Source organism: Plastoroseomonas hellenica (assembly GCF_018129085.1).
GTDB classification, from domain to species: domain Bacteria; phylum Pseudomonadota; class Alphaproteobacteria; order Acetobacterales; family Acetobacteraceae; genus Plastoroseomonas; species Plastoroseomonas hellenica.
This window is the reverse complement of sequence record NZ_JAAGBB010000016.1, coordinates 24,247-48,815: the sequence shown is the minus strand read 5'-3', so window position 1 is coordinate 48,815 and position 24,569 is coordinate 24,247. Positions and strand designations below refer to the sequence as shown.

Here is a 24,569-nt window from a genome sequence, read left to right as displayed (position 1 = left end):
GAAGTTTCGATGACAGAGCATGACAGCGCCCCGATCGCAGGGCTGGATCGCGGCCAGGGCGTGGCGCTCTGGCGCCAGATCGCCGGCGCCATCGAGCAGGAGATCGCCCAGGGCCTGCGCGTCCCTGGCGCGCGATTGCCGACGGAGGCGGAATTCACCGCGCGCTTCGGCGTCAACCGCCACACCGTGCGGCGGGCGATGGAATCCCTCGAAGGGCGTGGGTTGATCCGCATCGAGCAGGGGCGCGGCAGCTTCGTCGCCGAGGATGTTCTGGACTATCCGCTCGGCAGCCGCACCCGCTTCTCCGAGAATATCCGGCGCCAGAACAAGGAACCGCAGGGCCGCATCATCCGCATCCTGACCATCGAGGCGGAAGGGGCGGTCGCGTCGGCATTGGGGGTGCGGCGCGGACGGCCGGTACTGCGGGTGGACCGGCTCGGCATGGCCGACAGCACGCCGATCACCATCGGGTCGCATCACTTCCCGCTGCCGCGTTTCCAGGCGATGCCGGCGATGCTGGCGGAGCAGGCCTCCATCAGCGTGGCGCTCGCTGCCTGCGGTGTGCCGGATTACCGCCGTCGCAGCACCCGCATCACCGCCCGCATGCCGACGGCGGAGGAGGCGGCGCTGCTGCAGCAGGCGCGCATCCGTCCGGTGATCGTCTCGGAAGCGCTGAACTGCGACCCGGATGGGCGGCCGGTCGATTTCACATGGGCGCGCTATGCCTCGGGCCGCGTGCAGATCCTGGTGGAGGGTGAATGAATGGCGTGGCTGATCGAGGGGGGCGCGGTGCTGCGCGGCACCGTGTTGGAGCAGGGCGACGTCGCCCTGCTCGAAGGGGCGATCGCCGCGGCGGCGCCGGGGGCGCGGCGGATCGATGCACGTGGGCTGCTGGTGATGCCGGGCCTGGTCGACATCCATGGCGATGCGCATGAGCGGCAATTGCAGCCGCGCCCTGGCATCGGCTTCGACGCAAAGCTAGCGTTGCGCGATTCCGCGGCACAGATCCTGGCCTCCGGCGTCACCACCGCCTGCCTCGGCGTGACCCTCTCCTGGGAGCCGGGGCTGCGCTCCATCGAGGCATGGCGCGGGCTGCGCGCGGCACTGGCGGAAGGCGTTTCCGGCCCCGACCTGCGGGTGCATCTGCGTTTCGAGGCGGACAACCTGGACGCCCTGGACGAAGCGCTGGAGGACATCGCCGGCGGCCGCGTGCACGTGCTCGGCTTCAACGACCACACGCCGGCGATCCTGAAGAAGCTCGGAAACGACAAGGAGGCCTCGAAGTATGCGGGCCGCGCCGGCATGGCACTCGATGCCTTCCGGGAACTCGCGGCGCGCGTCGCGGCAAGGCGCGGCGAGGTGCCGGCGGCCCGGGCGCGGATGGCGGCTGCGGCACGCGCGGCCGGCGTGCCGATGCTGAGTCATGACGACACGACGCTCGAGGAGCGTGCGACCTTCCGTGCCCTCGGCGCTGACATCTGCGAGTTCCCGACCACCGAGGCGGTGGCCGAGGCGGCGCGGGACGCACGGGAGCCGGTGGTGATGGGGGCACCCAACGTGGTGCGCGGCGGCAGCCATATCGGCTGGGCCTCGGCGGCGCCGCTCGCCGAACGCGGCATCGTGACGGTGCTCGCCTCCGACTACTACTGGCCGGCGATGCTGGAGGCGGCCTTCGTGCTGGCCGGCCGCGGTGCTCTCTCGATCGGCGAGGCCTGGGCGCTGGTCTCGGGGAATCCGGCGGCGGCGCTCGGCCTGGCCGATCGCGGCCGCATCGCCGATGGCTTGCGCGGCGACATCCTGCTGGTGGATGCCGGACGGCGCGCCCCGGTCGCGACCTTCGTCGCCGGGGAGCTTGCCTGGATCAGCGCGGAAGGCGCGGCCCGCCTCGATTGATTCGGGTACGCGGCCTGGACCCGGAACCCTCCCGGGGCCATTAGGAAAGGGCATCCAAACTCGGCGCAGAAAGGCAGGGCCATGGGCAGCGACGACACGAAAGCACGCATCGAGGCGATCCTGCCCGATCTGCTGGCGGTGCGGCGGGACATCCACGCCCACCCTGAGCTGGGTTTCGAGGAGACGCGGACCGCCGCACTGGTGGCCGAGAAGCTGCGGAGCTGGGGCATCGAGACCACCGAAGGCGTCGGCCGGACGGGCGTCGTCGGCACGGTCCGCGGCACGCGGCCGGGGCAGGGGGCGATCGGGCTGCGCTGCGACATGGATTGCCTGGCGCTGACCGAGACGACCGGCCTGCCCTATGCCTCGACCACGACCGGCCGCATGCATGCCTGCGGCCATGACGGCCATACCACGATGCTGCTCGGCGCCGCGCGGCTGCTGGCCGAGCGGCGGGATTTCGCCGGCACCGTCCATCTGATTTTCCAGCCGGCCGAGGAAGGGCGCGGCGGCGCGGTCGCGATGCTGGAGGATGGGTTGTTCGACCGCTTCCCCTGCGATGCGGTCTACGGAATGCACAACATGCCGGGCGTGCCGGTCGGCCAGTTCGCCATTCGCAAGGGGCCGCTGATGGCGGCATCGGGGCGCTTTACGGTCACCTTCCGCGGCACCGGCGGGCACGGCGGCAACTCCGCGCATCTCGCGACGGATGTGATGGTGTCGCAGGCGATGTATGTGCAGGCGCTGCAGACCATCGTCAGCCGCAACGTGCCGGCCCTGGAATCGGCGGTCATCAGCCTGGGCCACATCGCCGCCGGCTCGCCGGAGGCGCTGAACGTCATGCCGTCGGAGCTGGTCCTCGGCGGCACCATGCGCGCCTTCAACACCGGGATGCAGGACTTGCTGGAGCGGCGGATGACCGAGCTCGCGCATCTCTGCGCGGCGGCGGCGGGAACCACCGCCGAGGTCATGACGCGTTGGGGCACCATCCCGATGATCAATGCGGAACGCGAGACGGATGTGTCGGCCGCTGCGGCGAAGGACATGGTCGGTGCGGTGGTGGACGAGGCGGTCGCGCCGGTGACCGGCGGCGAGGATTTCTCCTTCATGGTGCAGCGCAAGCCCGGTGCGATGATCTTCCTCGGCAACGGCGTCGGCGCGGACTCGCATGCGCTGCACACGCCGAAATACGATTTCAACGACGCGGCGCTGCCCTTCGGCGTGGCCTGGTGGCTAGGGGTGGTGCGGCAGGAGCTTGGGGCCTGACCGATCCCTGGGGGCGCCTCGCCTGACCTGGTACGGCGCGATCGGGCCGGCATCTGTGAATTTTCCTCAACCCAGGCTGAGTTCTTCTGCTTTGACCCCAGGGGCTTTCGGCGCCGAGGCTTCCGGTACCGGAGCGCGGGGTGATGGGCCCGGCGCAGGAGCGGTGGAGGTGATCATGGCCGCAACCCCCGTGACCCCGAGCGAGATCCCCGTGCTCGACCTCGGCCCCTTCCTTGCCTGGGAGGAGGGCGCGCTGGAGCGGACGGCGGCCGAGCTCCGCCACATCTGCGAGACGATCGGCTTTCTCTACATCGCCAATCACGGCGTGCCGCGCGCCCTGGTCGATGCGACCTTCGCGGAGGCGGCACGCTTCCACGCCCAGCCTGTCGAAGCCAAGCTCGCGGTGAAGGTCGATGCCCAGATGCAGGGCTATCTGCCGATGCGCGGCAGCACGACGCGCACCTTCGATCCCAAGGCCGACAATAAGCCGAACGAGAACGAGGCCTTCTTCGTCAAGCGCGAGGGTATGCCCGGCATCGCCAATCGCTGGCCGGAGGATCTGCCGGGCTTCCGGGAGACGACGCTCCGCTACTACACCGCACTGGAATTCCTGGCTCGGCGCATGCTGCCGCTCTATGCCCGGGCGCTCGGGCTGCCGGCGAACTACTTCGACGCGAAATGCGACGAGCCGCTGAGCTCGCTCCGCCTCAGCCATTACCCGCCGGTTGCGGCCTATGCCGAGAACGAGTTCGGCATCGCGCCGCACACGGATTCCACCTTCATCACCCTGCTGGCGCAGAACGAGATCCCGGGGCTGCAGATCCGCCGCCAGGACGGGAGCTGGATGGATGCGCCAGTGATCGAGGACACCTTCATCGTCAACACCGGCGACGTGCTGAACCGCTGGACCAATGGGCGTTTCCTGTCGACGCCGCACCGCGCCTTCAACACCTCCGCCCGGCCGCGCTACGCGATTCCCTATTTCTTCCATCCGAACGCAGAGACGCTGATCGACTGCCTGCCGGGCTGCGAGGTCGCCGGTGAGGCGCCGCGCTTCCCGGCCATGACCATGGCGGAATACATGGCGTGGTTCCGTGGCAGGAACTACGCTCATCTCCGCAAGGATCTGCCGGCCGCCGCCCAATAGGCGCGGCCGCACCCGGCGCCTTCCGCGCCCAAGCACAAGCGCCAACGACACGGCCATCGGCAATGGAACGATCGATGGAGAGCCTCATGATCTTGCGCCGCCTGGCCTGCGCGCTCGCACTCGCCACCGTGCTGCTGCCCGCCGTCCTGGCGGGCGCGCGGGCGCAGGACCGGGTACTGCGCGTCTCGCTGAATACCGAGATCCAGGTGCTTGATCCCATCGTCACCACGATCAACGCGACGCGCGTCTTCGCCTATCTGGTCTATGACATGCTCTTCGCGATCGACGCGGACGGCAACTACCAGCCGCAGATGATCGAGCGCTATGAGGTCAGCGAGGACCGTCTGACCTACACCTTCCGCCTGCGGGAGGGGCTGGAGTGGAGCGATGGCCAGCCGGTGACGGCGGAGGACTGCATCGCCTCCATCCGCCGCTGGGCGCAGCGCGAGGCGCTCGGCGTGCAGATCATGCGTCAGGCCGAGGGTCTCCGGGTCATCGATGCGCGGACCTTCGAGCTGAAGCTGCGCGAGCCCTATGCCTATGTGATCGAGGCGCTCGGCAAGCCGGGCAATGTCATCCCGGTGATGATGCCGGCGCGGCTCGCCAATCTCCCCGCCAATGCGGCGGTGCCGGAGGTCGTCGGTTCCGGTCCCTTCCTCTTCGACCGTGCCGGCTGGCGCCCAGGCGAGCGCGCCGTCTTCCTGCGCAACCCGCGCTACCGCCCGCGCGCCGAGCCCGCCTCCGGCCTCGCCGGCGGCAAGGTCGTGCGTTTCGACCGGGTCGAGGCCATCAGCATGCCCGACCAGTCGACGCGGGTCGCGGCGCTGCAGACCGGGGAGGTGGACTTCCTCGAGATCATCGCGTCCGACTTCATCACGCCGATGCGGCGCAACCGCAACATCGTCATCGGTGAGCCGCGCGGCGCCGGCCAGATCATGTCGATCGTCAACCTGAACCACGCGCAGCCGCCCTTCAACAATGTGCTGATCCGCCGCGCGGCGCAGTTGGCGATCAACCAGGCGGAGGTGATGGCAGCGCTCGGCCTGCCGCCCGGCCTCTCGATGGAGCGGTGCGAAGCCCTCTACATGTGCGACACGCCCGGCCAGAGCGATGCCGGCACGGAGATCTTCCGCGGCGCAGGGCCGGAGCGTGCCCGGGCGCTGTTGCGGCAGGCGGGCTACAATGGCGAACCCGTCGTGCTACTGCATTCCGAAAGCTCGGCGCTGTTGAATGCGACCAGCCTCGTCATCGCGGACCAGCTCCGCCGCGCCGGCTTCACTGTGGATGTGCGCACCTCCGACTACGCGACGGTCGCGCAGCGGCGCCTGAGCCGGGAGCCGGTGGAGCGCGGCGGCTGGGGCGCGGTCCCGATTGTCTGGAACGGCATCGACCTGGTGAACCCGCTCGCCAATCCCGGCGTCGCCTACAATTGCGCGCCGCATTATCCAGGCTGGTATTGCGATCCGCGTCAGACGGAGCTGCTGCGTAACCTGGCCCTGGCGCGTACGCCGGAGCAGCGGCGCGGGCTCGCCGACCAGTTGCAGGCTGCCTTCCATGACAATGTGAACTACCTGCTGGGCGGGCAGTTCTCGGCGCCGGCGGCCTGGCGCGCCGATCTGGTGGGCGTGGTGCCCTTTCCGATCCCGGTCTTCTGGAACATGTCGCGGCGCTAGAGCATGACGCGCTCGCAAGGGCGCACGCACCATGCTCCAGCCCTCTGTTTGATCGCGTGATTCAGACTTCTCGGCCAACGGCCTCAAGTCATCACGCTCCAATCAGCGGGGCGTTTGACTCTCCGCCAGCAGCCAGTCCCGGAACAGCAGAGTAGCGCGTTGCCGCTCCGGGGCGGGCGTCGCATAGACCAGCCAGTCCGGCTCATCCGTCAGCGCCACGTCGAACAGTGCGATCAGCCGTCCCGCGCGCAGGTCCTCGCTGATCAGATTGGCGAAGAACAGCATCACCCCCATGCCGGACAGCGCCGCGATATAACCGAGGTTCAGGTCGTCGAACTTGATGCCGCGGCTGGCGTCGATCTCCGGCACCTTCGCCAGCCGCAGCCAGCTCCGCCAATCCCCCTTGCGCTGGCGGGAATGGATCAGGCGATCCGGGTCGAGCTGGCGCGGGTGGGTGAGGGGCGGGTGCCCGGCGAGGAAGCCCGGGCTGCACACCGGTACCAGCCTTCCATCGAAGAGCCGCGCCGGCGCCTCCTTGGCGAGCGGCGCCGGACCATGGGTGATGGCCAGGTCGAAGCGTCGCGGATGCAGGGCAGGTGGCGGCCCGATCGGGTTGGCGATGTCGACGGCGATCGAGGGATGGGATGCCGCGAAGCGCGGCAGGCGCGGCACCAGCCAGCGCATGGCGAAATTGGTGGACGCGTAGACACGTAGCGTCGTGGGGTCGCTGGCCGCGAAGAGGATGCGGGTGTCGTCCTCGATCCGGCGGAACGCCTCGCCGACCGAGCGCAGATAGGCGAGGCCCTGCGGCGTCAGCACCACTTCCCGGTGCTGCCGGTCAAAGAGGCGGGTGCCGAGGAATTCCTCCAATTGCCGGATCTGGTGGGAGATGGCGCCCGGCGTGACGCCGAGCTCCTCGGCGGCGGCGGTGAAGCTCAGGCGGCGGCCCGCCGCCTCGAAGGCGCGAAGACCACGGAGCGGCGGCAGGCGGGATGCGATCGGCGGATCCTCGCGTGGGGATGATTGCGGTGAGTATGGGCCATCATGGACGCGCGTCCATGCCGAATGCGCGGTGCGCCGGAGGCGCTCTTGACATCCCGCGTCCGGAGGATCAATTCCGCGCCGCCCCGACGCGCCGCCAGGCCGCCGAGGCAACCCAAGGACAACCCCGACCCCATGCCAAGCGACAGTAGTCGACAATATCTGCCGCCGAGGGCGCCCGGCCGGGCCTGATCTCCAGGCTCACCCGTGGCGGCCGAAGCGGCTGAACACGAGGTGAGCCATGGTCTTCCTCTTCGAGGACACCAGGGGCGCCCGTCCACGCCTGCGCTTCCTGCGCAGCGGCGGCGCGCTCTCCTGGGCGGATGTATTCGCGTTCCTGCTGCTCGCCGCGGCGGCCGTGCTGGTCGTCCATGGCGCCGGGCAGATGAGCCAGCCGCTCGCGCAGCTCGACGTGGCGCCGGTCGTGCTCGATCCCGCCAACCTGCCCGAATACGCGCTGCGCACGACGCTCCGGATGTTCGCCGCCCTTGCGGCGTCGCTGGTGTTCACTTTCACCGTGGCAATGCTGGCGGCCCGCAGCCGCAAGGCCGAGATGGTCATCATCCCCGCGCTCGACATCCTGCAATCGGTGCCGGTGCTGGGGTTCCTGACTTTCACCGTGACCTTCTTCATGGGGCTGTTTCCGGGGCGGCAGCTCGGTGCCGAATGCGCCGCGATCTTCGCGATCTTCACCAGCCAGGCCTGGAACATGGCCTTCAGCTTCTACCAGTCGCTGCGGACCCTGCCGAAGGACCTGACGGAGGTCAGTCGGCAATTCGGCTTTTCGCCCTGGCTCCGCTTCGTGCGGCTGGAAGTGCCCTTCGCGACGCCGGGCCTCGTTTGGAACATCATGATGTCGATGTCCGGCGGCTGGTTCTTCGTGGTCGCGTCGGAGGCGATCACGGTCGGCGACACCACGGTCGCCCTGCCGGGCATCGGCTCCTGGCTGGCGCTTGCCATCGCGCAGCGGGACGTGGCGGCCGTCGGTTGGGCTGTCGCTGCCATGGCCGTCGTCATCGCGCTCTACGACCAGCTCGTCTTCCGTCCGGTCGTCGCCTGGGCGGACAAGTTCCGCTTCGAGCAGACCGCGTCGCAGCAGCGTCCCCGCTCCTGGCTCTATGATTTGGTGCGGCGGACGCGGCTGGTGCGCCGGCTGCTGGCGCCCTTCGGCTGGCCGCTGCGGTGGCTGGCGGCGATCCCCCGGCCGCATCTGCCGCCCCTCCCGAGGCTCCGGATCAGCGCCGCCACCGGGCGCCTGCTCGACCGGTTATGGCTTGGGGTGGTCATCCTCGCCGTCGCATGGGCGGTGTGGCTGGTCGCCGGCTTCATCGCCACCAGTCTGCACTGGAGCGATGTGCTCGCCGCCTTCGGGTTCGGGCTGGCGACCCTGGCGCGGGTGGTCGTCCTGATCGCGGTCGCCAGCCTCATCTGGGTGCCGATCGGGATGTGGATCGGGCTGCGGCCTGCCTGGGCCGGGCGGGTGCAACCGCTCGCCCAGTTCCTGGCGGCCTTCCCGGCCAATGTGCTGTTCCCCTTCGCGGTGACGGCGATCGTCGTCTGGCGCCTGGATCCGGATATCTGGCTGTCGCCGCTGATGGTGCTCGGCACCCAGTGGTACATCCTCTTCAACGTCATCGCCGGCGCCGGCGCCATCCCCACCGACATGCGGGAAGCGGCCAGCATCTATGGCATCCGTGGCTGGCAATGGTGGCGCCAGCTCGGGTTGCCGGGGATCTTCCCCTACTACGTGACCGGCGCGCTGACCGCCTCCGGCGGCTCCTGGAACGCCAGCATTGTCGCGGAGGCGGTGTCCTGGGGCGACCGGCATGTGGAAGCGGCCGGCCTCGGCGCCTTCATCGCGCGGGCGACGAAAGCGGGGGATTTCCCGCGCGTCGCCCTCGGCATCGCCGTGATGTCGATCTTCGTCATCGCCTTCAACCGCATCCTCTGGCGCCCGCTCTACGGCTTCGCCGAGCGCCGCCTTCGCATTGATTAAGCCCTCAGACGCCGGGCGGCCGGCATCCGCCGGCCTTGGCTTCGCGGCACTAGCCGCGGCGCCCATTCGGGCGCTCGGCACGAGCGAAGTGCTCGTGCCGTTGTTTATGAGAGGAGTTCCGCCATGACCCTCGTCCAGGACCGCAGCCTCGTCGATCTGCGCGGCGTCCGTCACGCTTATGGCAAGCCCGGCGGCGCCGAGCTGCTGGTGCTCGACAATGTCGACCTGACCCTGAAGGAGAAGGAGGTCGTCGGTCTGCTCGGCCGCTCCGGTTCCGGCAAGTCGACGTTGCTCCGCACCATCGCCGGGCTGATCGCGCCCGGCAGCGGCGCCGTCGTCTTTCCGGAGAAGGCGGACGGCAGCCGCGCGACGGTCAGCATGGTGTTCCAGAGCTTCGCGCTGTTTCCCTGGCTGACCGTGCTGCAGAATGTCGAGGTCGGGCTGGAGGCCAAGCGGGTGGCGCCGGAGGAGCGGCGCCGGCGCGCGCTGGCGGCGATCGACCTGATCGGGCTCGACGGCTTCGAGAGCGCCTATCCGAAGGAGCTGTCGGGCGGCATGCGCCAGCGCGTCGGCTTGGCGCGCGCCCTGGTCGTCGATCCCGACATCCTGCTGATGGACGAGCCTTTCTCGGCGCTCGACGTGCTCACCGCGGAGACGCTGCGCACCGATCTCCTCGATCTCTGGATCGAAGGGCGGATGCCGATCAGCTCCATCCTGATGGTGACCCACAACATCGAGGAGGCGGTGCTGATGTGCGACCGCATCCTGGTCTTCTCCTCCAATCCCGGCCGCGTGGCCGCCGAGATCAAGGTCGACCTGCCGCGGCCGCGCGACCGGCAGGATCCGGGCTTCCGGATGCTGGTCGAGGACATCTATGTCCGGATGACCGAGCGCGGGGCGCCCGGCCAGCCGCGCGAGGGGCTTTTCGCGGGGACGGGGATCGGCATGCCGCTGCCGCGCGTCTCGACCAACACCATGGCCGGGCTGATGGAGGCGGTGGCGGGCGGGCCGCATGACGGCAAGGCCGATCTGCCGCAGCTCGCCCACGACCTGCATTACGAGGCGGACGACCTGTTCCCGGTCGCCGAGCTGCTGCAACTGCTGCGCTTCGCCGATCTCGCGGGCGGCGACCTCAGCCTGCTGCCCGCCGGGCGGCGCTATGCCGAGGCCGAGGTGGATGCACGCAAGCAGCTTTTTGCGCAGCACCTGCTGGCGCATGTGCCGCTGGCTGCGCATATCCGCCGCGTGTTGGACGACCGCGCTTCCCACATGGCGCCGGCACGTCGCTTCCGCGACGAGCTGGAGGACTTCATGTCCGAGGAGTACGCGGCGCAGACGCTGAAATCGGTCATCCAATGGGGACGCTACGCCGAGATCTTCGCCTATGACGAGGATGCCGACCTCTTCAGCCTCGACAATCCCGCCTGACCGGGCTGGCGCTCGTGCCTACCGGGCGTCGCCGCCCGCACCGGCATAGCTGCAGGCCTCGCCTTCGGAATCGCGGTGCACCGTCACCTTGCTGAGGCCCGGGCAACGATCGGCGAGCCGGCGCCAGATCCAGACGGAGAGATTCTCCAGCGTCGCCGGCCCAAGATCCGGGACCTCATCCAGGAAGCGGTGGTCGAGGCCGTCGCGAACCTCCTCCATGGCGCGCCGGAACAGGCCGAGATCGACGACCATGCCGCTCTCCGGATCGGCGTGACCGCGGATCGTGACCTCGGCGCGGTAGGAATGGCCGTGGATGCGGCGGCTGGGCTCCGCCTCGATACGCCGCGCGAGAGTATGCGCCGCCTCGAAGCGGAACTGCTTGGTGAGCTCGAACATCAGGGGATTCCCAGGAGCTTGTGCGTCTGCAGGCTGAGCCGCCAGCGCGGATGCTCCAGACAATAGGCGACGGCCGCCGCGGTATTCGCCTCGCGCGCCGGGCCGTCCATCGGCTGCAGCAGCAGGGCATCGAAATCCATCGCCTCGAAGCGGGCGGGATTGGTGCCGTGCTGCGGGAAGACCAGCTTGAGCTCATCGCCCTTCGTCACCGCCAGCGTGCTGCCGGATTTCGGGCTGACGCAGATCCAGTCGAGCCCCGGCGGTGGCGGGATGGTGCCGTTGGTCTCGACGGCCACCTCGAAGGCTTCGGCATGCAGGGCTGCGATCAGCGCCGCGTCCACCTGCAGCAGCGGTTCGCCGCCGGTCAGGACGACCAGGCGCTGGCCTGCGGCGCCGCCGCGCCAGGTCGCTGCGATCGCCTGCGCAAGGTCGGATGCCGTCGCGAAGCGCCCGCCGCCGAGGCCGTCGGTACCGACGAAGTCGGTATCGCAGAAGCTGCAGACGGCGCTCGCGCGATCGGCCTCGCGGCCCGACCAGAGATTGCAGCCGGCGAAGCGACAGAAGACGGCGGCGCGGCCCGCGTTCCGGCCTTCGCCCTGCAGGGTGTAGAAGATTTCCTTCGCCGCGTAGGCCATGTGGCCTTACCCCGCCATCCGTCTCGACGCGACGCGATACAGGCCGCCGGCCGCTTCGTCACGCCGCCCCGGTATCGCGGATGAGCAGCGTCCCGCTGGCGTGGCGCGGCCGCGCGCGGGCGCGAGCCATGCAATGTGGAGGATGTGGGACCGGCGGCGCGCCGCCTCGAAGGCGAAGCGGTGCGGGGAAGGGGCGGGCGCGCGGGCCAAGGCAAGGTCTTCGATCGGAAGGGGCATACGACGGGGTTGTCGGCCGCCCCGATCCTAGCGTCTCCGCCTTGGCCGGGAACCCATGCGGGCGCAACCCGCCGATGCCGACAGGGCGGGAGGGCCGCCGCGACCGGCAGTCGACGGGAAGCTGAATCTGTCCTGCGGTCAGAGCGCAGAGGGCACTTGGTGATGCGCCACGGAGGTTTCGTCCAGAAATTCGCCCAATGCTCTTTGGGTGATATTGACCGAATTGCTTCTACCAAGGCGTGCATCGAGGGATAATGTATTGTGGTGCAATCGCAATAAACAACCCGTGATTGCAGATTCTTTGTGCAGGGTTTTCGCGAGCCGGCCCTTCCCGTCGCGTTTTGCCACACCAGCCGGCGCCTTATCCCATGTCGCCATCGGCAGGAAGCGCCCTGAAATTGCCAAATATGCCTGAGGAAGGTGCAGCGCGGAGCGGGGCCGCTGATCGCGATATCTGGAGTTGTAACCGCTGGGCCAAAGCAACGTGATGGCGCAGTCTTGTGATGACCATAAAATTACCGATAATCCAAAATAGCGAGAATCTCTGCTGCGGTGCTCGGATTTCGAGGCACCTTGAGCTTAACCAAGACGTGAAGCTCAGCTCGATTGCGCATTGCAGCAAAGATAGGTAGCCGTAAGTGCGGCACGTGAGAGGTGTGAAAACGGTCATGGCAACAATCGGTGGTGGTGGCGCTGAAGTCACCATTTCTCCACCCCCGGCGACGGGGGACGGCAACGTCCAGGCTTTCAACCACGCGATCTCCGAGATCCAAGGGGCCATCGATGGCGGGGCGCGGGTCGAAGTTTATGACCCGCTGAATCCGCCCTCGGCATCGGAAGGGCAGGCGCGCGCGGCCAATCAGCCCTTCGTCCTGCTGGTCGACAAGGAGACCCTCGACGCCAGCGGGGCGGTTCCGGTGATCAATGTCCCGCAGGGCGTGGATTACCTGGTGATCGAGGACGGTGTCAGCGTCCCGGTCACCGTCCAGGGTTCCGAGGACTCGCCGGTCACGGTGGTCGGCGGCACCGGCAACGGGACCTACTTCGTGAATGGTCCGAGCACGCTGATCGATACCGGCGGCACGAACTTCGCGATCCTGAACGATACCGTCGGTTCCGAAGTCCGCTTCGGCGACGGCAATGACACGATCATCGCCGGCAGCGGCGATGACACGGTGGTCGCCGGCCGCGGCGACGACCTGACCTTCCTGGGTGCGGGCAACGACAGCGCCTTCGTCCAGGGGAATGACACGATCTTCACCGGAAGCGGCAACGACACGGTCAGCGTCGATTTCGGGAATGTCTTCGTCACCAACGGCTCCGGTAACCTGACCTTCATTAACGGGCAGGACGCCAGCACCGTTCTCGGGGGCTCCGGCAGCACCACGATCTTCGGTGGTGCGGGTGGCGGCCTCTATGTCGGCGGCACCGCGGGCGACAATGTGATGACGGCCGGCGAGGGTGCGACCACCCTGATCGGCGGCGGTGCCGGCGATGTCCTCTTCGCGGCCGGCTCCACGGGCGATCTGCTGATCGCCGGCTCCGGCAACACGACGCTGAGCGGCGGTACCTCGACCGGCGACAACACCTTCATGGCCGGTAGCGGCAATGACCTCATCATCGGCGGCATCGGCAGCGACACGATCTTCGCTGGCGGCGGCGACGACACCGCGGTCGGCGGCGCTGGCGACGATGTCTTCACCTTCATGAAGGGGCTGACGGACGGTGGCAGCATCACCATCGCCGACTTCGTCTCCGGCTCCGACAAGATCGACTTGGAAGGGTTCAAGGGCAAGGACAACATCGCCCATCTGCTCAAGGACCAGGTCAACACGCCGGCGGGGACCGTCGTCTCGCTCTCCGACGGCACCCAGATCACCTTCACCGGTCTGGACGAGCTCAAGCGGAGCGACTTCGTCTAACGCAGCCGGGATCCGCTCCTTCGCGGGGCGTTCCTGTCAGGTGCCCGGGCCGTCATGGCCCGGGCCGGAATGAGCTTCGCGACGGATGCCGTATTGCGGCGCGTCGCGAAGTGATTCCCCCACATGCGCGGCTTGCGAAGGTCGCAACCAGGCCGCCAGCGAGGTTCCTTCTGCATGGCTCAGCCCGAGGTCAGGCTTCCCCCGTCCGGCGCCGACCGGAGCGACATGGTGGCCGAGGTTCGCTCCTCGGCCCATATGCTGACAATCCAGCCAGGCCTCTATTGCATTTCCGTCCTCGAGCCAGGCCGGGCATTGGCGCAATCGGCGATGCTGCCCAGCACCCGTATCTCCGGTGCACCGGGCACCGGCCAGGGGGGCAGCATCAGCACGGTCGGCCTGCCGTCGAATGAGTGGCTGGATACGCCGGGGCAAGCCGTTCTCGTGCGGGCCTCGTCGCCCAACAGCCGGCTTCTGCTGACCAACTACCTGCCCCGTGGGGATGCGACGGCGACGCCGCCCAAGCTGCACATCCAGCGCCTCGGCGATATCGCGGCCGCCATGCCGGCGCCTGCCGAAGCCATCGCGGCCGCGCCGCCGGCGGAGGCCGTCCCGGATCAGGCGCCACCGCCCGCGATCGTGGCCCATGTCCAACGCGACGGCGATGTCGCCCGCGGCTTCGGGGAATGGGTCGGTGCGGCCGGTGCCGGCCGCTGGATCGAAGGCTTCAGCATCGCGGCGCCTGAGGGCGTCGCGACCCAGGATCTCGAATATCAGGCCGTGCTGGGGCGCGGCTGGTTGTCCCCCTGGATCCTCAGCGGCGGCTTCTGCGGCAGCCGCGGCATGTCGCTGCCCATTCTCGGCCTGCGGGTGCGGCTGAAGGGCGCTGCCCATCTGAACTACGCCTGCGAGGCGGAGGCGACCTTCGGCGACGGCACCCGGATCGGCCCGCTGGTCGGCGCCGAGATCGCCTGTGAATCCGATACGCTGGCTCCGCTCGAGAGCTTCCGGCTGATGCTGGCGCCCAAGGGGCTCGATGCCGGTGAATTCGCGGCAGCGAATGTGAGCACCATGCCGCCGCGCGGAGCGCGCAAGAGCGTCCGGATGAAGACGTGAGCGCGCTTCTCTCCCGCACGCTGCCAACCCCGCCGGTCGGCATGCCGCCGCAGCTCGCGGCCGGCATGCGCTATCTCTTCATCCACCAGAATGCGCCGGGCCAGTACCTGCATGTCCTGCGCCGGCTCGCGGCGAACCCGGCGAACGACGTGGTGATGATCGGCCTGCACGAATCGGTCGAGATCCCCGGCGTGCGCAGGATCGCCTACAGCTTCGACCCGCGCGGCGTCAGCGCGGTGCACCATCATGGCCGCGAATTCCATGTCGCGCTGGCCCGTGCCGAGGCGGTCGCCACGGTCTGCCGCCAGCTTCAGACCCTGGGCTTCGCGCCGGACGTGGTCATCGGCCATGCCGGCTGGGGCGAGCTCCTCAACATCCGGGATGTCTGGCCGGGGGTGCCGGTCATTGGCTACTACGAATTCTACTACCAGACCGAAGGCGCCGATGTCGGCTTCGACCCGGAATTCCCGACGCCGGCGGAGCTGAACCCCCGGGTGCGCGCCAAGAATGCCGTCAATCTCCTGACCTTGCAGCAGACCACGCTCGGCCAGACACCGACCCGCTGGCAGCGTTCCACCTATCCGGATTGGGCGCGCCGCCGCGTCCGCCTGGTGCCTGAGGGGGTGGATCTCGCGCGCTGCGCGCCGGATCCTGAAGCCGCCGCGGCGCCGCTGCAGATCGGCAAGCTTCCCGCGATTCCGCCTGGCGCACCGCTGCTGACCTATGTCGCACGCAATCTGGAGCCTTATCGGGGCTTCCACGTTTTCATGCGGGCGCTGCCCCGGCTGCTGCAGGCGCGGCCCGACCTGCATGTGATGATGGTGGGCGGCGATGGTGTCAGCTATGGCATGCCGCCGCCGCGAGGCCGGTCCTATCGGCAGATGCTGCTCGAGGAGCTGCGTGGGCAGCTCGATCCCGACCGGATCCACTTCGCGGGCCGCATCCCCTTCGAGCAGCATGTCGCGGTGCTGCAGCGCTCGGATGTGCATGTCTACCTGACGTACCCTTTTGTCGCCTCCTGGTCGCTCCGCGAGGCCATGGCCTGCGGCTGCTGCATCGTCGCGAGTGATACGCCGCCGGTGCAGAACTTCCTGACGAACGGCAGGACGGCGCTGCTGACCCCCTTCTTCGATGCGGATGCGCTGGCGCAATCCATCCTCCGCGGGCTCGAGGACACACGGCTCGCGCGGCGCCTGCGCATGGCGGTGCGACGGCATGCCGAGCGGACGCTGGATATCGATGCGCAGCACGCCGTCTTCGACGGCCTCGTGCAATCGGTGCTGCACTGACCATGCGCGACACGGCGCACAGCGACGCCTTGGCGGCACCGGCGGAGGTGAGGTCCGTGGCAGAAGGCCGCGTCACCGCCTGGTCCCGGCTGGGTGGCGGTCGCGGCATCCTGCTGGCCGGCTGGGTGCCGGAGGCATGCCGGGCGTCTCTCGCCGCACCGCACGCCATCGTCCATTTCCGGGCCGGGGGCGGGGCGGGCCCGCTCCAGGCCTGTGCCGGCGCGCCGATTGCTGGCGGCCGCGAAGCCCGCCGTAGCTTCGTCGCGCTGGTCGAGGAAATGGGGGACGGGGCGGACCTCGTCGCCATCGATCTCTGGGACGGCAGCGCCGCACTGCGGCTTGGCGCGGATGGGGCGATGGCGTTCGGCGTGGGCGCGATGCGGGCGATGGCCCAGGCGATTCTCGCCGAGCCCGGTGCCGATGCGCCGGACGATGGCGGGATCATCGCGGTCCTCGCCAGGCCGGACATGCCGGATGCGGTCGATCCCGCGAAGCTTGCGGTGCGCCTCCGCTGCGAGATCGAGGAGACCTTCCTCATCGCGCCGGATGGTCTCGCGCTCTATGGCTGGCTCGCGGACCCGGCGGATGCAGTGCGGGCGATCCGGCTCCGCTCCGGCGACCGCGTCACGCCGCTCGCCGCCGGACACTGGCTGCCGATCCGCCGCCGCGACGTGCTGGAGAGCATCGGCGTGGGGCTTGGCCTCGATGATCCCGCACTCGGCTTCCTGGCGTTTTTCCCGGAAGGCCTGCAGTCCGGCGCTGCGACCATGCTCGAGATCGAGACCCGGGCAGGAGAGGTGGCACGGCTGCCGCTTCCGGCACCCGGCTATGCACCGCTCGCGGCGATCCGCAGCATCCTCAGCGCCGTTGATCTACCGCACGGCACCGCGGTCGCGCCGATCTTCGATCAGGTGCTGGGTCCCGTGATCCTCGGGCTCAATCGCCAGCGTCTGCGCAAGCCGGCGACCGCGACGGTGCTCGACTTCGGCGATCGCCCTGCCAATCCGCTCCGCAGTGTGATCGTGCCGCTCTATGGCCGCCTCGATTTCATGACCTATCAGCTCGTCCAGTTCAGCGCGACGCTGGGTGAGGGGACCGAGATCATCTACGTCCTCGACGACCCCCGCCAGCGCTGGGAAGCGGAGCCGTTGGCGCATTCGCTGTTCGCGCGACTGGGCCTGCCCTTCCGGCTGCTCTGCGTGGATCGGAACCTCGGCTTCGGTCCCGCGGTGAATCTCGGCGTGCGGTATTCGTCCGGGCGCCACCTCTGCGTCGTGAATTCGGATGTCTTCCCGCATGCCGTGGGCTGGCTTGACGGACTCTCCGCCCATCTGGAGCGGGACCCGGCGCTCGGCATCGTCTCGCCGCTGCTGCTCTTCGAGGATGGCACGGTGCAGCATGGCGGATGCCGCCTGACGGCGCTGCCGCAGTTCGGCGGCTGGCGCTTTCCCCTGCACCCGGACAAGGGGCGGCCGGCGGTGGCCGGGATGGCCGGGCGCATGGACTGCGAGGCGGTGAGCGGCGCCTGCATCATGATGCCGCGTGCGGTTTGGCAGGATGTCGACGGCTTCGACGAGGATTACGCCATCGGCGATTTCGAGGATGCCGACCTCTGCATGAAATTGCAGGCGCGCGGGCTCGGCTGCGCCGTGGCAGCCGATGTGACGCTGTTTCATCTGGAGCGCCAGACCCAGGGCCGCAACGCGAAGTGGCGCCACAACCTGACGGCCTTCAACGCCTGGCACTTCAATCGGCGCTGGGAGAGGTACTTCGCCGTGTCCGGGCAGAGGCACGCGGCGTCCAAGAACAAAATAGATAATTTCTCTGAAATGAAAAGAAAAGTGGCATAGAAACACGAGAATTCTATTTCAGTATATTTGATTTGTTCAATAACGTCATCGTCGCGCGGGCCGCGCTTCAAAGACGGCCATGCGGCTCCGCGAGTGGGAGGGTGCGGCCACTGCCACCAAAGGAAGGGATTCGATGGCGCGTAAGCCGAAGGATGTCGCGAAGGCCGCCGCAGCGCGGCCCGTGTCACGGTTGCCGGTCGCCTCGAGGGCGCCGGAAGCCATGGCCGATGGACGCGAGCTGCGCGTGCTCGTCATGTCCCATGCCGATCCGCGCGTGTCGAAAGGCGGCGCCGAGATTTCCGCCTTCCAGATGTACCGGGAGCTGGGGACGCGTCCGGGGATACGGACCTTCTTCATCTCCGCCTCGGCGGGTCGCTTCTCCGAGCGGTTGGGCGTTCGCCTGATTCAGCCCTTCGAGGCCAATGAGTACGTCTATGTCGGCGGTGGCTACGACCATTTCATCCACTCGAACCCGGACCCGGAATTCCCCGCGGAGTTCATGACGCTGCTTCGGGACATCAGGCCGGATGTGGTGCACCTGCATCATTACGCGAACTTCGGGGTCGAGGTCTTCTACCAGATCCGCCGTGCCGTACCGGAGGCGCGCATCGTCCTGACGCTGCATGAATACCTGGCGGTCTGCAATCACTTCGGCCAGATGGTGAAGAAGCCCAATTTCGCGCCGTGCTACGCATCTGGGCTCAGGGATTGCGCGCGCTGCTTCCCCGAACGGACGGAGCAGGACTTCTTCCTCCGCGATCTCTTCCTGAAGCGCTTCTTCCGGCTGGTCGACCACTTCGTGTCGCCGAGCCGCTTCCTCGCCGAACGCTACATCGCCTGGGGCATCGAGGCGGACCGCATCTCGGTGATCGAGAACGGCATGCCGGTGACGCTGCGGGCCGCGGAGGGGGCGGATGCCTATGAGGAGGACATCGAGGAAGGCCTCGTCTTCGGCTTCTTCGGCCAGATCTCGCGGCTCAAGGGCATCGCCGTGCTCTTCGAGGCGGCGGATCTCCTCGCCAAGGAAGGCATCTCGAACATCCGGATCGACGTCCATGGCGACGCGTCGAGCCAGCCGCCGGAGTTCCGAAAGGATTTCGAGGAGCGCCTGGCCAAGGCGCCGGTCAACATCCGCTACTGCGGCCCCTACGACAATGTCCGGGTGCACGGCCTGATGCGCAGCGTCCACGCCGTGCTGATCCCCTCGATCTGGTGGGAGAACTCGCCGCTCGTGATCCAGGAGGCGCTGCTGAACCGGCGCCCGGTGATTTGCTCGGATATCGGCGGCATGGCCGAGAAGGTCCGCAACGGCGTCGACGGCTTCCATTTCCACGCGGGCAGCGGCTGGTCGCTCGCGGCGCTGCTGAAGCGCCTGGCGAAGGAGCCGCACCGGCTCGCGCGGCTGCGCGACGGCCTCGCCGTGCCTTCCACGGTGACGGAGACCGTGTCGGCGACGCTCGCCCTCTACGACAGTTTGAAGCCGGCGCGCCGCAGCGCCGACGCATCCGAAGTCGCGCCCCATGATCCCGCTCCTGTGGCGGCGAACCGGGCGCAGCCAGGGGTTGTCCTATGACCGTCGCAGGCCGGGAGCACCGCATGAGCATTCGAGGTTCCATCGATGATCTGTCGACGAGTGGCGCCAGCGGCTGGCTCTTCGCCGGCCGCCAGGACGCGCCGCTGATCGTGCAGGCGATGATGAACGGCACCATCATCGGCGAGGCCGTCGCCGATCAGGAACGGGCAGACCTGGCCGCGGCGGGGCTCGGCGACGGGCGCTGCGGGTTCAGCATCGCCTTCTACCAGGATATCGCGGCGCAACTCCTGCCGACGGTCCAGATCAAGCCGCAGGGCAGCGACCTGGAGCTGCCGCGCACCAATCTGACGGGGTTCATCGACTTCCTCTCGGTCATGCGGGCCCGCTTCCCGGCGGCCGGCTGGACGGGCAGCGTCTTCGGCGGCCTCTGGATCGATCGCTCGGATGCCGCCCAGGTGCTGGCCGGCCGCATCGCGACCGGCGCGACCCCGGCCGATCTGGAGACATCACTGTCGCGCCTGATCGCCGATGGCCATCTGCTGCTGACCGGCCTGCACGCGCGGAGCGGCTTCCTGGCGGCCGATCTCGGCGCGGCGGCCGACGTCCCGGAAGGTGTCCCCTTGCATCCGCGGCTCGGCGAAGGTGTGGACAGGCTCATCCGCGCAATCCCGGATGCGCTGTTCGGCGAGACGCCGCTGCGGCTGATGCGCGCGGTGCTGGACGACAACCCCTCCGTCTACCGCGTCGAGGCGCAGCGGAGCGATGGCGAGGCCTTCCTGCAGGCGAGCGCCTTCGACGTGCTGCCGTCGCCGACGGAATGCCTGCTCACGGTGGCCGCGATCGGCGGTCCGGTCCTGGTCGATCTGGTCCGGCACAGCCACCGCTTCCCGGAATTCACGGCCGACGGCCGCTCCCGCTGGCTGCCCGAGACGAATGCACCGACCGCCATCGCGGTCGCGCAGGGCGCCTCCATCCAGACGAACAGCCTCAGGCCCGGAGACGTCATGCTTCTCGGGCCCGGCACGATCTTCCGCCTCCGCCCGGCCGCCGGCGAGGCCACCGCGCTGCTGGTCTCGTGCGCGCCGGCGCGCCAGACGCCGGTGCGTTTCCTGCTCGGGCGCGGCGGCTCCTTCACCCTGCAACACTTCTCGGGAGCGTCGCTCACTGTCTGAGGTGCTGAAAAAGGCGGGCGTCAGCGTCGCGCCGAAGCCGGCGGCGGCCGAGCACGGCTATGTCGACTTCCACGGCTACGGAACGGCCGCGGGCGGCTGGCTGTTCTGCGGCTGGAGCACGCAGCGCTGGGCGGACGACCTGCCGCCCGGCGCCGTCGTCGCGCATTTCGAGCGCGGCCAGCTTTCGGCGGATGTCATCACCTGCTGGCATGACCGCCCCGACATCGCCGACCGTGGCATGGGCGTGGTCATCTTCCTGGCTGCCACCGGACGCTCCCTCGGTGAGTTCCTGGCGCTCGAGATCGCGACGCCCGCCGGTACGCTCCGCATCGTTGCCGCCCGCACCTTGCATCACCTGCGCGAGGCGGATCTGGTGGGGCGGGCGCGGCCGCTGCTGGTCAATGGCCTCGGCGTCGGGCGCTCCCGCCTGCTCGCGTTGCTGTCGCGGCAGGTCTATGACGGCAGCAGCACGCTCGGCCGCCTGCCGGTCCCGCTGCATCTCGCGGTCGACGAGACCGTGCTGGTGCCGCCGGACGGGCTGTTGCTGATCGGCTGGTTCGTCGACCCGACCAGCTCCGTCTCCTCCATCCGCCTGCGCTCCGGGCGGGGGCTTTCCGACCCGCTGGGCCAGCGCTGGATCCGCACCGAGCGGGGCGACATCGTCGAAGCGCTGGCGCCGAAATACGGCGCTGTGGACCGGCGCTGCGGCTTCGTCGCCTATGCGCCGGCGAGCGTTGCCGAGGAAGGCGGGCTCTATCTCGAGGTCGAGCTCGTCAATGGCGAGATCGGCTACGAGAACGTGCCCCAGCCGGTCCGCCGTGGCCTCGCCGCGATCCGGCGGGTGCTGGAATGCGTGGACCTGCCGCCCGACGAGCTCGAACCCGCCTTCGACAAGGTGCTCGGCCCCTCGCTGGTGGCGGTGAACCGCGCCAGGCTGACGGCGGAGCGGCGTGCGACCGAGATCACCTTCGGCGAGCCGCCCGCCGAGCCGGTCTGCTCGGTGATCATCCCGCTCTATGGCCGCATGGACTTCGCGATGTACCAGCTCGCGCTGCTGTCCGAGCATGGCTTCGAGCGGCACGAGCTGATCTTCGTGCTCGACGATCCGCCGCGCAAACGGGAGCTGCTCGACCTCGCGCATTCGGCTTATGCCCGCTTCGGGCTGCCGTTCCGCACCGTGCTGCTCGAAGAGAATCTCGGCTTCGCGCCGGCCAACAATGTCGGGCTCACCTACGCGCGCGGCGAATACATCTGCTTCCTCAATTCCGACATCATGCCGAAGGAGCCGCGCTGGCTCGACCTGATGATCGAGGATCTGCAGGCCGACCCGACCCTCGGCATCGTGGGCGGGCTGCTGCTGTTCGAGGATGGCACCGTCCAGCATGATGGCTTGGCCTTCGAGCGGCTGCCGCAATTCGGCAACTGGCCTTTCCCGAAGCATCCCGGGAAGGGCCGCCGGCTGCAGCAGGGCACTGGCATCCAGCGCATGGAGGCGGTCACCGGCGCCTGCATGACGCTCTCCCGGGCCGTGGCCAATGAGCTTGGCGGCTTCGACGAGGATTATGTCACCGGCGACTTCGAGGATTCGGATCTCTGCCTGCGGCTGAAGGCACGCGGGCTCGGTGCGGCCGTCGATGCGCGCGCGGTGCTGTATCACCTGGAACGGCAGTCGCAGGTGACGCCGGATCGGCGCTGGCGGATGTATGTCAGCCTGCTGAACGCCTGGACGCATACGCGGCGATGGTTCCGTGGCGCTTCCCCACAGCGCGGGAAGGAAGGGGCACGGCCATGAGCCCGCCCGAAGGCACGACCGAAGTCGCCGCGGCTCCCTCGGTCCCGGCCCGCCGGCCAGAGGACAAGCGCGTGCTGGCGATGATCGCGGCGGCGCGCTTCCACGGCGTGGAGCTCGACCCCCTCGCCTCCAATGCGCCCCGGCCGGGCAGCGAGCCGGCGCGGCTGGCCGAATGGGCGCGCGACAATGGCCTGAGCGCCCGCGCGGTGCGGCTGCGTTGGAGCCATCTGGTCGGCGAGACCGGCAATGGTCCGGTGGTAGCGCTGCTGAAGGATGGCGGTGCGGCGCTGGCGGTGGGCGCCACCCCGGGGAAGGACGTCGTCTTCCTGCGCGATCCCTCGGCACCCGAGGGTGGGCGGCCAGTGCCTGTGGACCAGGCGCGCCTCGAGGCGGTCTGGGATGGCACCACCGTGCTGGTCGGGCGCCAGCGCGTCGCCGCCAGCGAGGAGTCGACTTTCGATCTGCATTGGCTGCTCCGGTTGTTGGGGCAGGAGAAGGGGCTTGCCCGCGGCACGCTGATGGCGGCGCTGGTGCTGAGCTTCCTGGCCCTGGCCGGGCCGCTGCTGGTAATGGGAACCCTCGATCGCGTGCTGGCCCATGAAGGCTACGCGACGCTGACCCTGATCGCCGTCCTCTTCGGCACGGTCGCGCTCTATGAGGCGGGGCTCACCTTCGCCCGCGAACACCTGCTGCTCGCGTTGTCGACGCGCGTCGATGTGCGGATCAACACCTTCGTGCTGGATCGGCTGCTGCGCCTGCCGATCGACTATTTCGAGCGGCAGCCAGCCGGCGACACCACGCATCGGCTGCAGCAGGTCTGGCGCCTCAGGGACTTCATCACCGGACGGGTCGGCACCCTGGTGCTGGACGGCACGGTGCTGTTCTTCGCGCTGCCGGTGCTCTTTGCCCTGAACTGGATGCTTGCGCTCTTCGTCCTTGGCGCCGCCCTCCTGCTCGCGACCATCATCGTCGTCTTCATCCCGTCGATCCGCCGGGCTTCGGCCAAGGCATTGGTGGCGGAGACGCGGAAGAATGGCTTCCTGGTCGAGACGGTGCACGGCATCCGCACCATCAAGACCCTGGCGATGGAGCCGGCACGCAAGGCGGAGTGGGACAAGCGGGTCGCGGACTCCACCTCGCTCCGCCGCAGCGCCGGGCTGCTGGCGGTCTGGCCGAATGTGCTCGGCATTCCGATCGAGCGTTTCATGGGGCGCGGCGTCTTTCTCATCGGCGCCTATCTCGCGCTGGTGCGGCCGGAATCGATCCCGGTGGGTGGGCTGATGGCCATCATGATGCTGTCCGGGCGGGTGTCCGGGCCGCTGGTCACGCTGGCGCGCGTCCTGACCGATCTCGAGGACATCAAGGCCTCGATCCATCAGGCGGGGGAGGTGCTGAATGCACCGCCCGAGACGGCGGCGGGCGGCGGTGGCGTGCGCCCGCGCTTCACCGGCGCGCTCAGCATGGACCGCGTGTCCTATACCTATCCGGACGCTGCCCGGCCTGCACTGCGGGAGCTCACGCTGAAGCTCGAGATCGGGACCATGCTCGGCGTGGTCGGTCGCAGCGGCTCGGGCAAGAGCACGCTGGTACGGCTGTTGCAGGGCAGCACGCGCAACTACTCCGGCCTGATCAAGTTCGACGATGTCGAGCTGCGCGAACTGGATCTTGGGCATCTCCGGCGCAGCGTCGGCGTGGTGCTGCAGGAGAGCTTCCTGTTCCGCGCGACGATCCGCGAGAACATCCTGGCCGGCCGGCCGCACCTGACGATGGACGACGCGCTGCGGGCGGCACGCCTGGCCAGCGCCGAGGAGTTCATCGAGCAGTTGCCGCGCGGCTACGACACCCTGATCGAGGAGGGGGGCGCCAACCTCTCCGGCGGCCAGCGCCAACGCCTGGCCATCGCGCGGGCCCTGGTCAATGATCCGCGCATCCTGCTGCTCGATGAGGCGACCAGCGCACTCGACCCTGAGAGTGAGGCGCTGGTGAATGCGAGCCTTCGGCGCATCGCCGCCGGCCGGACCCTCATCATCGTGTCCCACCGTCTGTCGTCGCTGACCGACTGCGACGCGATCGCGGTGCTGAACGAAGGCAAGCTCGAGGATGTGGCGCCGCATGCGACGCTGGTCGACCGCTGCGCGACCTACCGGCACCTCTGGCTGCAACAGAAAGCCAGGGTCTGAGGGAA

18 protein-coding genes are annotated in these 24,569 nt (G+C 68.8%); 15 read left to right on the top strand and 3 right to left on the bottom strand.

Annotation, left to right across the window (positions count from 1 at the left end):
* Window positions 1–9 precede the first annotated feature (9 nt).
* The 5 genes from phnF to GXW71_RS14600 all read left to right on the top strand — a co-directional run bounded on the left by phnF (window position 10) and on the right by GXW71_RS14600 (window position 5,979).
* The gene (phnF, locus tag GXW71_RS14620; RefSeq protein WP_211853266.1) at window positions 10–762 is read left to right on the top strand and encodes a phosphonate metabolism transcriptional regulator PhnF; all 753 of its coding nucleotides are present in this window, start codon (window positions 10–12) and stop codon (window positions 760–762) included.
* Window positions 763–1,893 (top strand): alpha-D-ribose 1-methylphosphonate 5-triphosphate diphosphatase, encoded by a 1,131-nt coding sequence (locus GXW71_RS14615; protein WP_211853265.1) that lies wholly within the window; start codon window positions 763–765, stop codon window positions 1,891–1,893.
* 81 nt (window positions 1,894–1,974) lie between these two features.
* The gene (locus tag GXW71_RS14610) at window positions 1,975–3,159 is read left to right on the top strand and encodes a M20 aminoacylase family protein (RefSeq protein WP_211853264.1); all 1,185 of its coding nucleotides are present in this window, start codon (window positions 1,975–1,977) and stop codon (window positions 3,157–3,159) included.
* A gap of 175 nt (window positions 3,160–3,334) precedes the next feature.
* Window positions 3,335–4,306 carry an isopenicillin N synthase family dioxygenase gene (locus tag GXW71_RS14605; protein ID WP_211853263.1) on the top strand — a complete coding sequence of 324 codons (972 nt, stop codon included), beginning with the start codon at window positions 3,335–3,337 and terminating at the stop codon, window positions 4,304–4,306.
* Window positions 4,307–4,392: 86 nt separating this feature from the next.
* Window positions 4,393–5,979, top strand: a complete 1,587-nt coding sequence (locus GXW71_RS14600) for an ABC transporter substrate-binding protein (protein ID WP_246526579.1) — start codon at window positions 4,393–4,395, stop codon at window positions 5,977–5,979.
* Between the two features lie 102 nt (window positions 5,980–6,081).
* On the opposite strand, the gene GXW71_RS14595 is transcribed toward GXW71_RS14600, so the two are convergent.
* Entirely contained in the window at window positions 6,082–7,134 is a 1,053-nt protein-coding gene (locus GXW71_RS14595; RefSeq protein WP_211853261.1) for a LysR substrate-binding domain-containing protein, read from the bottom strand.
* Between the two features lie 127 nt (window positions 7,135–7,261).
* On the opposite strand from GXW71_RS14595, the gene GXW71_RS14590 reads away from it, so the two are divergent.
* Together GXW71_RS14590 and GXW71_RS14585 are read left to right on the top strand one after the other, a co-directional pair.
* Window positions 7,262–9,016, top strand: coding sequence for an ABC transporter permease (locus GXW71_RS14590; RefSeq protein WP_211853260.1), 1,755 nt, complete (start codon window positions 7,262–7,264; stop codon window positions 9,014–9,016).
* Between the two features lie 123 nt (window positions 9,017–9,139).
* Complete coding sequence (locus tag GXW71_RS14585) at window positions 9,140–10,444, top strand: ABC transporter ATP-binding protein (protein ID WP_211853259.1); 1,305 nt, start codon at window positions 9,140–9,142, stop codon at window positions 10,442–10,444.
* Window positions 10,445–10,462: 18 nt separating this feature from the next.
* Here GXW71_RS14585 and GXW71_RS14580 read toward each other — a convergent pair whose 3' ends face one another.
* Both GXW71_RS14580 and queE read right to left on the bottom strand, forming a co-directional pair.
* Entirely contained in the window at window positions 10,463–10,840 is a 378-nt protein-coding gene (locus GXW71_RS14580; protein WP_211853258.1) for a 6-pyruvoyl trahydropterin synthase family protein, read from the bottom strand.
* A complete protein-coding gene (gene queE, locus GXW71_RS14575; protein ID WP_211853257.1) occupies window positions 10,840–11,475 on the bottom strand; it encodes a 7-carboxy-7-deazaguanine synthase in 636 nt (211 codons plus the stop codon). Before queE ends, GXW71_RS14580 begins: the two co-directional genes overlap by 1 nt.
* A gap of 905 nt (window positions 11,476–12,380) precedes the next feature.
* On the opposite strand from queE, the gene GXW71_RS14570 reads away from it, so the two are divergent.
* From GXW71_RS14570 to GXW71_RS14535, 8 genes are all read left to right on the top strand, one after another.
* Window positions 12,381–13,634, top strand: a complete 1,254-nt coding sequence (locus tag GXW71_RS14570; protein ID WP_211853256.1) for a calcium-binding protein — start codon at window positions 12,381–12,383, stop codon at window positions 13,632–13,634.
* A gap of 174 nt (window positions 13,635–13,808) precedes the next feature.
* Window positions 13,809–14,747: a hypothetical protein gene (locus GXW71_RS14565; RefSeq protein ID WP_211853255.1), complete on the top strand. Its 939-nt coding sequence runs from the start codon at window positions 13,809–13,811 to the stop codon at window positions 14,745–14,747.
* Complete coding sequence (locus GXW71_RS14560; protein WP_367617307.1) at window positions 14,744–16,036, top strand: glycosyltransferase family 4 protein; 1,293 nt, start codon at window positions 14,744–14,746, stop codon at window positions 16,034–16,036. The genes GXW71_RS14565 and GXW71_RS14560 overlap by 4 nt, the downstream gene beginning before the upstream one ends.
* A gap of 56 nt (window positions 16,037–16,092) precedes the next feature.
* Complete coding sequence (locus GXW71_RS35460; RefSeq protein WP_211853254.1) at window positions 16,093–17,886, top strand: glycosyltransferase; 1,794 nt, start codon at window positions 16,093–16,095, stop codon at window positions 17,884–17,886.
* Between the two features lie 133 nt (window positions 17,887–18,019).
* Window positions 18,020–19,459, top strand: a complete 1,440-nt coding sequence (locus tag GXW71_RS14550) for a glycosyltransferase family 4 protein (RefSeq protein ID WP_211853253.1) — start codon at window positions 18,020–18,022, stop codon at window positions 19,457–19,459.
* Window positions 19,460–19,482: 23 nt separating this feature from the next.
* On the top strand, window positions 19,483–20,592 hold the full coding sequence (locus GXW71_RS14545; RefSeq protein WP_211853252.1) for a hypothetical protein: 1,110 nt from the start codon (window positions 19,483–19,485) through the stop codon (window positions 20,590–20,592).
* 1 nt (window position 20,593) lies between these two features.
* Window positions 20,594–22,384, top strand: coding sequence for a glycosyltransferase family 2 protein (locus tag GXW71_RS14540; protein WP_211853251.1), 1,791 nt, complete (start codon window positions 20,594–20,596; stop codon window positions 22,382–22,384).
* Complete coding sequence (locus tag GXW71_RS14535; protein WP_211853250.1) at window positions 22,381–24,564, top strand: peptidase domain-containing ABC transporter; 2,184 nt, start codon at window positions 22,381–22,383, stop codon at window positions 24,562–24,564. Before GXW71_RS14540 ends, GXW71_RS14535 begins: the two co-directional genes overlap by 4 nt.
* Window positions 24,565–24,569 lie beyond the last annotated feature (5 nt).